We start from the raw sequence: 12,205 nt of genomic DNA, 5'->3' as shown, positions 1-12,205 counted from the left end.
TCCGCTGCGGACATGCCTGGGGCCGTTTTCGTCAGTGGCCGGAAAATTCGACCAGCGTGCGAACCTCGACGCCGAGCGCCTCGAGCTTCTTGCGTCCGCCGAGATCGGGAAGATCGATGACGAAGCAGGCGGCGACGATGTCGGCGCCCATTTGCTTCAGGAGCTTGCAGGCCCCTTCCGCCGTGCCGCCGGTGGCGATCAGATCGTCGATGACGATGACCTTCTCGCCCGGCGTGATGGCGTCGCGGTGCATCTCCATCTCGTCCACGCCATATTCGAGGCTGTAGGCGATGCGCACCGTATCATGCGGCAGTTTCCCCTTCTTGCGGATGGGCACGAACCCCGAGGACAGCTGGTGCGCCACGGCACCGCCGAGGATGAAACCGCGCGCCTCGATGCCGGCGACCTTGTCGATCTTGGTGCCGGCATAGGGGTGCACGAGTTCGTCGATCGACCGGCGGAATGCCCGGGGATTGCCAAGCAGCGTGGTGATGTCGCGAAAGAGAATGCCGGGCTTCGGATAATTCTCGATGGTGCGGATGGCGGCGGCAAGTTCGCTCTGTAGGGAAGACGTCATGGAAACGGAAGGCCTCGCAAAGGGTCTGTTACCGGCAGGTCTTAGCACCGGATCCGGCCGGTCCCTACAGCATTTTTCGCTAAAATCGCGTCTCGCAGGGGAACGGCCCGACCACTGGCCGGACCGTTCGACGGTGAGGATCAGTCGGCCGCAGCGGGATTCTTCTGCAGGTTTTCCTGCACCTTGCGCGCCACGGTCGGATCGGATTGCGCCGCCGTGATGATCGTCTTGTAGTCGTTCAGCGACATGCCGGGAGAGGTCTCCACGGCCTTGATCATCTGCTGGTTGGCCTCGTTCTGCAGCTTCTGCTTGGCTGCGGCATCGGTGGTGGTGCCGATCTTCTGGGTATAGTCCTGCCGCACCTTGTCCACCTGCAGATAGGCGACGGCAAAGGCCTTCAGCTTCTCGTCGGTGAGCGCCGCCTGCGGGATTTGCGCCTGGGGCGCGGCCTGGGAGGCTCCGGCCTGTGGCGTGCGCGGTTGGGTCGCCTGCGGCTCGGCCGCACCCTGCGCGAAGGCCGGCGACTGGACGACGAGGAGACCGAGGAGCGCGGCCGTCAGCGAGGCGACGGGGGTGGAGGCGGCCTTGGTCCGGAGCGTCGTGGGGCGGTTGTTCATGAAGTGTCCTTCCGTGTTTCCGGGATGCAATGTGCGTCCGTTGTGTTTCTCAGCCCGCGCGCCTTCTGACCGGTTCACCCGGCGAGAATGTGACGAGACGCCGATTTCCGGAACCATCCGTCCGTCTCGTCGGTTTGCCTCCGTCGTCCCGTTCTATGTACGAGGCGACAGGAGGAAACGAAGGAGGAAGAGATGAGACTGTTTGAATGTGGGGCGCTGGTACCGGGATGCGACTGGCACACCCGGGCCGACAACGATGCGGAAATCGTCAGGCGCACGGTCGAGCACCTGCGGCAGGCCCACGGCGAAGACGTGATCCGCGAGACCATGGTCGACAACATCAAGGCCCGCATAACCGACGAGACGACAAAGGCGGCCTGAACGGATCGGCACCGCCGCAGGCATCCGGCCTGCGGCCAGCGTCCGTAGGACTCATCGGCGCGTTTGCGGCATATCCGTTACCCGCGCGAGCAGACTGTCGCGGCTTTCGCGAAAACCGGAGGCGATCCAGGCCTCCTCGAGGTCGGCCAGCACGCCCCCCATGGCCGGCCCCGGCGCAATCCCGGCGGTGATCAGATCGCTGCCGCTGATGGGAAAAACGGGCTTCTGCCAGATCGATGCCCGATCGAGCAACCGCCCGAGACGCGCGACCATCGCCATCGCATCGCCGTCGCCCTCTGCCTTCTGGCGTGCGAAAGCAAGCGCGAGCTTGAGGCGGAACACGATGCCATTGGGCCCCTGCCGATACAGCATCCGGTCCAGCGCCGCCTCCGCCGTGCCGTCCTTGATCGTCCCGGCCCCGGCAAACGCCTGCAGGGCAGCGCCGTCCGCCTTGGAGAACCGCAGCCGCGCGGCCATCGCTTCCAGCCGCTCGGCATCCGGGGGAACCATGGCGGCCAGCCGCAGCAGGGGATCGACCGGCCACCCCAGCGCCTGCTCGGTTGCCACGAGACCGGGAATGGCGTCGATTCCCCATTTCTCGCTTTCGGGCAGGATCTCCGTGAGAACGCCGGACGTCCGCATCCACAACAGCGCGCGGCCGGGATCCTTGGCGGAGAGGAGCTTCTTCAGTTCCCCCCAGACCCGCTCCGCCGAAAGCGTCGCCAGCTTCGACTTCGCCTGTGCCGAAGCCCGCAGGCCATCCGCATCCGGCCGGAAGGCGCCGTACCAGGCGAAGAAGCGGAAGAAGCGGAGAATGCGCAGATAGTCTTCCGCCACCCGTTCGGCCGCCGGGCCGATGAAGCGGACCATGCCCCGCTCGATGTCGGCGGCGCCGCCCACGAGGTCGATGACCTCGCCGGACGCCGTCGCGTAGAGCGCATTCATCGTCAGATCCCGCCGGGCCGCATCCGCCGCCCAGTCCGTTCCGAACGCCACTTCGGCGTGCCGGCCATCGGTGGAGATGTCGCGACGCAGTGTCGTCACCTCGAAGGGTGTACCGTCCACGACCAGCGTGACGGTGCCGTGCGCGAGGCCCGTGGGCACCACCTTGATGCCGGCGGCCGTCGCCCGCGCCGTCACCACATCGGGCGTCAGCGTCGTCGCCAGATCGACATCGCTCACCGCCACCCCCATCAGCGCGTTGCGGACCGCACCGCCGACGACGCGAACCTCCCCACCGTCCGCATTCAGAAGGTCGAAGACGCGGCGAAGCGGCAGCGCCTGAAACCAGGGCTGGTCAGTGACGGAGAGTGCGGCGGTCGTCATGCGTAAAGCCTTTCATACAGCATCCGGACGATGCCGGCCGTGATGCCCCAGATCCGGTGCCCCTCATAGGGCATGGCGTAATAATGGCGCGTCGCGCCTTTCCACAGGCCGCTGTCGACTGTGTGGTTGTCGGGGTTCATCAGAAAGGACAGCGGCACCTCGAACGAGGCCGCGACCTCTGCCGGGTTCAGGGACAGCGTGTAGCCGGGGCGCACGATGCCCAGCACCGGCGTGATCCGGAAGCCGGACAGCGCCATGTAGTGCGGCAACCGGGCCACCGGCTCGATGAAGGCGCGATCGAGGCCGATCTCCTCCTCGGTTTCGCGCAGTGCCGCATCCTCGACCGAGCGGTCCCCGGGATCGACCGAGCCGCCGGGAAAGGCGATCTGCCCGGAATGCTTGCGCAGCGTCGCCGTCCGCTCGGTGAAGATCACCCGCGCATCGTTACCATCGTCCACCACGGGCACCAGCACGGCGGCGTCCTTCAGCGTCATGGTCTCGATATAGGGGACGACATCCGGGTTGAGCAGGATGTCGGCGTGGTCCCGCCAGGCGAGATCGACCGGCCCGCCGGTCTGCGATGCCGCGCGGCTCCGGAAGGCCGCGGCGGAAAAATCGGTGTCGATGATATCCGTCATGATAGCGTCATCGCCCGACCGCACTCATTCGGCAAGGGCCGCCAGCGTCTCCACCGGCATCATCGGAAAGACGGCGCCGCCGGAGCGCACGGCGAAGGTCGGCACGCCATCGATATCGATCTCCTCGCCAAGCGCTGCGAGATCGTACATCACCGCCCGCGACACCAGCGCCTCCAGCCGGCCCCGCACATGCAGGTAGGGCTTCATCTCGGCATGGTCCCCGGCGATCTCGAAGCGCAAGGGATGGTCCGGTCCCGCCTCCACCACATCCCCGACATTGGTGCGAAACGACAAAACCGGCCCGTCGTCGCCCCGCGTCACCGTCATCTCCACGGCGAGGAAAGGCGCATCCACCACGCGGATCCCGACCTTCTCCACCGGCGTGACCAGATAGGTCCTGCCGTCCTCGTCCTTGCGCAGAACGGTGGAGAACAGGCGGACGAGCGCCGGCCGGCCGATGGGCGTGCCCATGTAGAACCAGGTCCCGTCGGCCCGGATCTCCATATCGAGATCGCCGCAGAAAGGCGGGTTCCAGCGCTCCACCGGTGGCACGCCGCGCGGCGCGGCTCCCTCGATGGTCACGGCCTGTCCCGCCGCGCGGGCGATCATCGCCGCAAGACCGGCAGCGTCGCTTTTGTCTTCCGTTTTCGCAGCTGCCATCGTTCCGTCCCGTTTGCCCGTGATCGTGCGTTTTATCAGAATGCGCTTCACGAGATAGTGCGCCTCGCATAGCTTGTCAGCCTGAAGGTGATAGCTAGTTTGAAACGGAACACGGAACAGGCGCGGATGCGATTCGAAATTGCCGTTCGGATCAGGGTCGTATCGGGCGCCGGACGAGCGGAGAGTTAAGCGATGGGACTGATGAACACGGCGGACGCCGCGCTCGACGACAAGGCGATCGTCGCTGCAGCCGAAAAGGCGCTGGCCGACATCGCGGTCGTCCGCACGGAAGTCGGCAAGGTCATCTTCGGTCAGGAAAGCGTGGTCGAGCAGACCTTGCTGGCCGTTCTCTCCGGCGGCCATGCGCTGCTGGTCGGCGTGCCCGGCCTTGCCAAGACCAAGCTCGTGACCACGCTCGGCACCGTGCTCGGCCTCGACAGCAACCGCGTGCAGTTCACCCCCGACCTGATGCCGTCCGACATTCTCGGCTCCGAGGTCATGGATCAGGACGAAACGGGGCGCCGCTCGTTCCGCTTCGTGCCGGGCCCGATCTTCACCCAGCTGCTGATGGCCGACGAGATCAACCGCGCGAGCCCGCGCACCCAGTCTGCTCTGCTGCAGGCCATGCAGGAATATCACGTGACCGTCGCCGGGCAGCGCAACGACCTGCCGCGCCCCTTCCACGTGCTCGCGACCCAGAACCCGCTGGAGCAGGAAGGCACCTATCCCCTGCCGGAAGCCCAGCTCGACCGCTTCCTGATGCAGGTGGATGTCGATTACCCCGAGCTTGCTGCCGAACGCCGCATTCTTCTGGAGACGACGGGCACGCGCGAAAGCAGCGTCAAGGCGGTGCTGGACGCGCCGCAACTGATGGGCATCCAGAACCTCATCCGCCAGATGCCGGTCAGCGAAAGCGTGGTCGATGCGATCCTGTCGCTGGTGCGCTCGGCCCGCCCGGGCCATGGCAATGTCGATACGGACCGCCATGTCGCCTGGGGCCCCGGCCCGCGCGCCGGCCAGTCGCTGATGCTGACCGCCCGCGCCCGCGCCCTGTACGACGGCCGCCTCGCGCCCTCCATCGACGACATCGCGGCGCTGGCCGAACCCGTTCTGCAGCACCGCATGGCGCTGACCTTTGCCGCCCGCGCGGAGGGCATGTCGGTGCGCGACGTCATCGCCGGCCTCGTCAAGACCCTCAAGGCCTGACCGGATGGTGAACGCCGTCGGGCACATCGTCGATCGCACGCCCTCCGGCGAAGTTCTCTCGCGCGCCCAGAGCCGGGCCGCGCTGGTGCCGGACTGCATGGTCGAAGCCCGCCGCATCGCCAACACCGTCATATCAGGCTGGCACGGCCGCCGCCGCCGCGGCATCGGCGAGAATTTCTGGCAGTTCCGGCCCTATTCGGACGGGGAAAGCCTGTCGCGCATCGACTGGCGCCGCTCCGCCCGCGACGACCACACCTATGTCCGCGACCGGGAATGGGAGGCCGCCCACACGATCTGGCTCTGGGCCGACCTGTCCCCCTCGATGATGTACAAATCCCGCTTCGGCACGGTGTCGAAGGAGAGCCGCGCGCTGGTGCTCATGCTGGCCCTTGCCGAAATCCTCGCCCGCTCGGGCGAGCGCATCGGCTGCCCCGGCGTGATGGAGCCTGTCTCCGCGCGCAACGCGGCCGAGCGCCTGGCGACCGCGCTGACGCATAGCGATCTCTCCGCCGGACTGCCGGCCACCGGCATGATCCGCGGCTGGAGCGATCTGGTGCTCATCGGCGATTTTCTCGACCCCGCCCCCGCCATCATGGACCGCCTGGGGCCACTCGGGCGGCGCGGCATGCGCGGCCATGTCATCGAGGTCGCCGACCCGGCGGAGGAGACCTTTCCCTATGCCGGCCGGACCGAATTCACGGACCCCGAGACCGGCGAAAAGCTGACTGCCGGGCGGGCCGAAATCCTCGCGGAGGACTATCGTCGCGCCTATTTCGCGCGGCGCGAGAGCCTTGGGGAAGGCCTGCGCCACATGGGCTGGACCTTCATCCCCCACCGCACCGACCATCTGGCCTCAGAAGCGCTCGTCTCCGTCCACATGCACCTCTCCGGCATGCCCGGACGCGCCACGCATGGGGGCCAGCTATGAGTTTCCTGCCCGTCGTCTTTTCCAGCCCTTTGATGCTCGCGGCGCTGGTCGTGCTGCCCGCGATCTGGTGGCTGCTGCGGCTGACACCGCCCAAGCCCGTCACGGAAGTCTTCCCGCCGCTGCGCATTCTCGCCGGCATCCTGAAGCGTGAGGAAACGCCGTCGAAGAGCCCGTGGTGGCTGACGGCCCTGCGCATGCTAATGGCCGCGCTGATCATCCTTGCCATCGCCGATCCGGTCGTCAATCCGAGGGTCGGCACGCTGTCGTCGTCAGGGCCGCTGGCGCTGGTCGTCGACAATGGCTGGGCGACGGCAAACGACTGGGAGCGCCGGGTCCGGACCGCCGATGCCTTGATCACCGAGGCGGAATCCGCCGACGTCCCCGTCTCGATCGTCTTTTCCGCAGACCGCGAGAACGACGGCGTGCCCGGCACCGCCATGGCCGCCCGGACGCGGCTCGCCGCCGCCGCCCCGCGCCCGCTGCGCCCGAGCCGCGCAGAGGCCGTCGCGGCGCTTCGCACCGGGCTCGACGGCACGCGCCCCGGCACGCTCGCCTTCATCAGCGACGGCATCGCGTCGGGTGACGACACCGTAATGCGCGATCTCGCGGGCCTGTCGCCGCAGAGCCTGCGGCTGATCGAGGGCGATGGCGGCGATGCGATCGCGCTCACCGGTGCCGTCAACGAGGCCGATGCCATGCGGATCACCGCGACACGGCTGGACAGTGCGACCCCCCGCACCGTTGCGCTCACCGCCTTCGACACGCGCGGCCGGGCCATCTCCAACGGCAGCATCGCCTTCGCGGCCGGCGAGGCCACGGCTTCGGGCACGCTGACGGCACCTTTCGAGCTGCGCAACGATTTCGCGCGCATCGGCATCGACGGACTCGCGACGGCGGGCAGCACCTATCTCCTGGATGACGGCTTTCGCCGCCGCCGCGTGGCGCTTCTGTCGGGCGAAGCGCGCGACCAGTCGCAGCCGCTTCTATCGCCGCTCTACTACATCAACCGCGCGCTGGCGCCCTATGCGGACCTCGTCCAGCCGACGGAAACCGACCTTGCCGTCGCGCTGCCGCAGCTTCTTGAGCAGAAGCCGTCCATGGTCATCATGGCCGATATCGGCCGCCTGCCGGAGGATACGACGCCGGCCATGACGCGCTGGATCCAGAACGGCGGCACGCTGGTGCGCTTTGCCGGGCCGCGCCTTGCCGCGGCACCCGCCGACGACCCGCTGGTGCCGGTGCGCCTGCGTCAGGGCGAGCGCGCACTCGGCGGCACCCTGTCCTGGTCCGAGCCGCAGCCGCTTGCGCCCTACCCGGCCACCAGCCCCTTTGCCGGCATGCCGCGCCCGGAAGGCATCACCGTGAACCGGCAGGTGTTGGCCGAACCGACCGCCGATCTCTCGCAACGCACCTGGGCAAGCCTTGCCGACGGCACGCCGCTCGTCACCACGCGCACGCTCGGCGCCGGCCGCATCGTCCTCTTCCATGTCAGCGCCGAAGCGACATGGTCGAACCTGCCGATTTCGGGCGACTTCGTGGAAATGCTGCGCCGCGTCGTGCAGCTGTCGCGCAGCGGCGGCGTCACCAGCGAAGGCGGTGCCGCCGCGCAGGCCCTGCCGCCCTATCGCCTGATGAATGCCGATGGCACGCTCGTCACCGAAACCGGCGGCGCGCGTCCGCTGGAGATCGCCGCCGGCGCTACGCCCGTCGCCGACGGGGAGCATCCGCCGGGCCTCTACGGTTCCGAGGAAGGCTTCGTCGCGCTCAATCTCCTGCCCCGCGATGCGACCCTGCGTCCGATCGAAAGCACGGACCTGCCGATGCCCTATACGAGCGAAGCCCTGATCGGCAGCGAGGCCTGGTCGATGAAGCCGGCGCTCTTCACCGCTGCGCTGGTCCTCCTGCTAGTCGATACGCTGATCGTCCTCTTTATGGCCGGTACCTTCACGCGCACCCGCCGCCTGCGGACCGCCGCCGCCATGCTGGCGATCGGTCTCGCGGCGCTGGGTGTCGGCGCCCTGTCACCCCAGCCTGCGCTGGCGCAGGCGCAGCCTGCCCCGCAGGCTCAGGCAGCGCCCGCACAGGCCCCCTTCGACGACACGCGCCCCGGCGACGACGACATTCTCGGCCACCTCGACAACACGCATCTGGCCTATGTCGTCACCGGTGAAAGCGAGGTCGACCGGATTTCCGAGCGCGGGCTTGCCGGCCTGACCGAGTTTCTGACCTACCGCACGACGCTCGAGCCCGGTGCGCCGGTCGGCCTCGACATTTCCAAGGACGAACTGTCGTTCTACTCGCTGATCTACTGGCCGATTTCCGCCAATGCCGACATGCCGAGTGCCGCCGCCATCAGCCGCATCGATGCCTATATGCGCGCCGGCGGCACCGTGCTGTTCGACACGCGCGACCAGCTTTCCTCGCTGTCGGCCGTGTCCGGCACGAGCCCGAACACCGAGCGCCTGCAGGCCATTCTCTCCGATCTCGACATTCCTCCGCTCGAACCCGTGCCGACCGACAACGTGCTGACCAAGTCCTTCTACCTGCTTTCGTCCTTCCCCGGCCGCTATACCGGCAGTCCTCTGTGGATCGAGGCGCAGCCGCAGAACACGGGCGAGCCGTCGGAACGCCCTGCCCGCTCGGGCGACGGCGTCTCGCCGATCATGATCACGGGCAACGACATGGCGGGGGCATGGGCGACCGACGACAACGGCGCCCCGTTGCTGCCGACCGTACCGCCGGACGAGATGCAACGCGAATACGCCTTCCGCTCGGGCGTCAACATCATGATGTATATGCTCACCGGCAACTACAAGGCCGATCAGGTCCATATCCCGGCGCTGCTTGAACGGCTCGGCCAGTGAAGGCCCATCGATGACCATCGACTTTTCGCCCCTCGTTCCCGAAGCCGTGCTGATCGCCCTGTCGATCCTCGCTGCCCTTCTGGTCGCCCTGTCGCTGTGGCGCGGCGTTCGCGGCGCCGTGCTGCGCGCGCTGGCGCTGGCCGCCCTCTGCCTTGCGCTCGCAAACCCGGTGTTCTTTCAGGAGGAGCGCGAGCCGCTCTCCACCATCGTCGCCGTGGTGGTCGATCGCAGCCAGAGCCAGGATGTGGGACAGGGGGCCGCCAGCCGCCGCGCCATGACCGATCAGGCGCTCGCGACACTGAAGGAGCGCCTTGCGCGCTTTCCCCAGATCGAGCCGCGCATCGTGGAAGCCGCAGACGACGCTGACACGGAAACGCCATCAACGCGCCTGTTCTCGGCACTCTCCAACGCCCTGTCGGACGTGCCCCCGGCCCGCGTCGGCGGCGCCATCTTCATCACCGACGGGCAAATCCATGACGTGCCCGACATCAACCAGCCGCTCGGCTTCGACGCGCCGGTCCATGGCCTGATCACGGGCCAGCCGGACGAGTTCGACCGCCGCATCGAGGTCATCAGCGGCCCGCGCTTCGGCATCGTCGGCGAGGAACAGGCCGTCACCTTCCGCGTCATCGATGACGGCCGCACGCCCGGCGGCACGGCCGAGGTCACGGTCAGCCTCAACGGGCAGCAGATCGCCACGCAGCGGGCCGAGCCGGGCACGGACATCCCGTTCCGCTTCACCGTGCCGCGCGGCGGCAACAACATTCTGGAGTTCGCCGTAGCGCCGCTGGCCGGCGAGGTGACCGAGGCGAACAACCGCGCCGTTCACGTTCTCGACGGCATCCGCGAAAACCTGCGCGTGCTCCTCGTCTCCGGCGAACCGCACTCCGGCGAGCGGGCGTGGCGCAACCTCCTGAAGTCGGACGCATCCGTCGATCTGGTGCATTTCACCATTCTGCGCCCTCCGGAGAAGCAGGACGGCACCCCGATCAACGAGCTGTCGCTCATCGCCTTCCCCACCCGCGAGCTGTTCATCGAGAAGATCAACGAGTTCGACCTCATCATCTTCGACCGCTACCAGCATCGCGGCGTGTTGCCGATCATCTATTACGACAACATCGCGCAATATGTCGAAAACGGTGGCGCCCTGCTGATCGCCGCCGGCCCGGAACACGCGGGCGCGGATTCGATCGCCACCACGCCCCTCTCCGCCGTCCTGCCGGCAAGTCCGACCGGGCAGATGAACGACAAGGCCTTTTTCCCCAGACTGACCGACGAGGGCCGGAAGCATCCCGTGACGCGCGGTCTCGAAGGCGCCAATAGCGAGCCGCCGCATTGGGGCCGCTGGTTCCGCACCGTCGATGTCGACCCGCCGGAGGGCCAGACGATCATGCAGGGCGCCGACAACAAGCCCCTGCTGGTGCTCAACCGCGTCGGCAAGGGCCGCGTCGCCATGCTTCTGTCCGATCAGGGCTGGCTCTGGGCGCGCGGCTTCGAAGGCGGCGGCCCCAGCGTGTCGCTCTATCGCCGCATGGCCCACTGGCTGATGCAGGAACCGGCACTGGAAGAGGAAGCGCTGACGGCGCGTGCAAGCGGTCGCACACTGGAGGTCACCCGCCAGACCATCGCCGGAGATCCGGGCCCCGCGCGCCTGACGCTGCCCTCGGGCGGAACGCAGGACGTGCCCCTCATCGAGCGCGAACCCGGTCTCTACCGCGCCGATATCCGCACCGGCGAGACAGGCCTGTTCGAGGTGGCGAACGGCGACCTGACCACGCTCGTCCATGTCGGCAGCGTCGATGCGCCGGAGTTCAAGGCGACCGTCTCGACGGAGGGGACGCTGGTGCCCTGGGCGGAAAAGACGAAGGGGCTCGTCTACCGCGTGGCCGACGCCGCCGGCGGCATCGACATCCCCGCCATCCTGCCCGTTCGCGGTCCGGTCCGCGTGGCCGATGCCGACCGGATGTCGCTGCGCATGACGGATGAGACCGTGCTGAAGGGCGTCAACTCGCTGCCGCTCTTCGCCGGCTTCCTCGGCCTCGCCGCGCTGTTGCTCGTGCTCTCCAGCACCTGGTATCGCGAAGGCCGCTAGGTCTTTGGAGCTGATCCATCGATGAAGGCGAGCACCGCGGCGGCGTAGCCGGCCGGATCCTGATAGATCGCCTTGTGACCGACATCCTCGAGCAGAAGAAACCGGGCGCCGGGGATCGTTCGGGCGATATATTCGGAATGCGCGCGGCTCACCGCCTCGTCATGATCCCCGAGCGCGATCAGGGTCGGCACGCGGATGCTCTTCAGCTCGGCTTCGGAATAATGAGGCTCGGTCTCCCAGAGCCTGGCGATGGCGTCCCGGAACGCCGGATAGTCGTCGGGCGTCGAGGAGAGACGGCGATAGTCCGTTTCGTCACGATTGCCGTCGGACTGGTGCAGCGAGAAGCGCGGTTGCGGAAGAAGGCCGTCCGGCGAGACGTTGGCCGCTTGCGCAAAGAGTTTCGTCAGCCGTTCCGGATGATGCAGGGCGATGTCGAGCCCGATGATGCCGCCATCGCTCCAGCCGACGAGCGCCGTCCGCTCGACCTTCAGCGTATCGAGCAGCGCGACATAGTCCTCTGCCATGAGATGATAGGTAAAAGGCGCATCCGTGCGGGTGGAGTGGCCATGTCCCCGGCTGTCGGCGACGATCACCTCGTGGGTCTTCGCAAGGATCGGCACCTGGAAACCCCAGACATCGGCGCTTCCCATGCCGCCATGGATCAGCAGGATCGGAGATCCCTTTCCCTTGCCGTAGACCGCATAATACATGCGGATGCCGTTGACGGCCGCAAAGCCGCTTTCATCGGCGCGCGGCAGCGGCGGCGGCGGATTGAAGCGATACCACCGCTCGTCGCCGACGACCCCGAGACAGCCGAGCGCAAAGACGATGAGCGCGAGCACGAGACCCTTGAGACCGGACATGAACGCGCATCCTCGCTTCGTCCGGCACGGGATCCGGACAGGCCCCGACACTA

11 protein-coding genes are annotated in these 12,205 nt (G+C 67.6%); 5 read left to right on the top strand and 6 right to left on the bottom strand.

The features are described 5' to 3' along the window. Positions 1–31: 31 nt before the first annotated feature. Together LRX75_RS21170 and LRX75_RS21165 are read right to left on the bottom strand one after the other, a co-directional pair. On the bottom strand, positions 32–577 hold the full coding sequence (locus LRX75_RS21170) for an adenine phosphoribosyltransferase (RefSeq protein WP_092934691.1): 546 nt from the start codon (positions 575–577) through the stop codon (positions 32–34). Positions 578–717: 140 nt separating this feature from the next. Then, positions 718–1,194, bottom strand: a complete 477-nt coding sequence (locus tag LRX75_RS21165) for a DUF4168 domain-containing protein (RefSeq protein WP_231816627.1) — start codon at positions 1,192–1,194, stop codon at positions 718–720. A gap of 192 nt (positions 1,195–1,386) precedes the next feature. Between LRX75_RS21165 and LRX75_RS21160 the strand changes: the two genes are divergently transcribed. Next, complete coding sequence (locus LRX75_RS21160) at positions 1,387–1,575, top strand: DUF1059 domain-containing protein (RefSeq protein ID WP_113150647.1); 189 nt, start codon at positions 1,387–1,389, stop codon at positions 1,573–1,575. A gap of 51 nt (positions 1,576–1,626) precedes the next feature. Here the strand turns inward: LRX75_RS21160 and LRX75_RS21155 are convergent, their stop codons facing one another. From LRX75_RS21155 to LRX75_RS21145, 3 genes are read right to left on the bottom strand one after another with little or no spacing between them, the layout of a single operon-like run. After that, positions 1,627–2,901, bottom strand: a complete 1,275-nt coding sequence (locus LRX75_RS21155) for a CCA tRNA nucleotidyltransferase (RefSeq protein WP_231816626.1) — start codon at positions 2,899–2,901, stop codon at positions 1,627–1,629. Further along, positions 2,898–3,539 (bottom strand): CoA pyrophosphatase, encoded by a 642-nt coding sequence (locus LRX75_RS21150; protein ID WP_231816625.1) that lies wholly within the window; start codon positions 3,537–3,539, stop codon positions 2,898–2,900. The genes LRX75_RS21155 and LRX75_RS21150 overlap by 4 nt, the downstream gene beginning before the upstream one ends. A gap of 24 nt (positions 3,540–3,563) precedes the next feature. Then, on the bottom strand, positions 3,564–4,199 hold the full coding sequence (locus LRX75_RS21145; protein ID WP_231816624.1) for a DUF1285 domain-containing protein: 636 nt from the start codon (positions 4,197–4,199) through the stop codon (positions 3,564–3,566). Between the two features lie 192 nt (positions 4,200–4,391). Here LRX75_RS21145 and LRX75_RS21140 point away from each other — a divergent pair, with 192 nt between their 5' ends. The 4 genes from LRX75_RS21140 to LRX75_RS21125 are packed head-to-tail and all read left to right on the top strand — an operon-like array spanning position 4,392 to position 11,289. Further along, positions 4,392–5,405: an AAA family ATPase gene (locus LRX75_RS21140; RefSeq protein ID WP_231816623.1), complete on the top strand. Its 1,014-nt coding sequence runs from the start codon at positions 4,392–4,394 to the stop codon at positions 5,403–5,405. Between the two features lie 4 nt (positions 5,406–5,409). Beyond that, positions 5,410–6,333, top strand: coding sequence for a DUF58 domain-containing protein (locus tag LRX75_RS21135; protein WP_231816622.1), 924 nt, complete (start codon positions 5,410–5,412; stop codon positions 6,331–6,333). Further along, positions 6,330–9,197, top strand: coding sequence for a DUF4159 domain-containing protein (locus LRX75_RS21130; protein WP_231816621.1), 2,868 nt, complete (start codon positions 6,330–6,332; stop codon positions 9,195–9,197). The genes LRX75_RS21135 and LRX75_RS21130 overlap by 4 nt, the downstream gene beginning before the upstream one ends. A gap of 10 nt (positions 9,198–9,207) precedes the next feature. Then, on the top strand, positions 9,208–11,289 hold the full coding sequence (locus LRX75_RS21125) for a hypothetical protein (protein WP_231816620.1): 2,082 nt from the start codon (positions 9,208–9,210) through the stop codon (positions 11,287–11,289). On the opposite strand, the gene LRX75_RS21120 is transcribed toward LRX75_RS21125, so the two are convergent. Then, on the bottom strand, positions 11,286–12,152 hold the full coding sequence (locus LRX75_RS21120) for an alpha/beta fold hydrolase (RefSeq protein WP_231816619.1): 867 nt from the start codon (positions 12,150–12,152) through the stop codon (positions 11,286–11,288). The two genes, LRX75_RS21125 and LRX75_RS21120, sit on opposite strands and share 4 nt — an antisense overlap. Positions 12,153–12,205 lie beyond the last annotated feature (53 nt).

The organism is Rhizobium quercicola, from assembly GCF_021168455.1.
GTDB lineage: Bacteria > Pseudomonadota > Alphaproteobacteria > Rhizobiales > Rhizobiaceae > Ferranicluibacter > Ferranicluibacter quercicola.
This window is presented reverse-complemented; position numbering and strand designations above follow the sequence as displayed.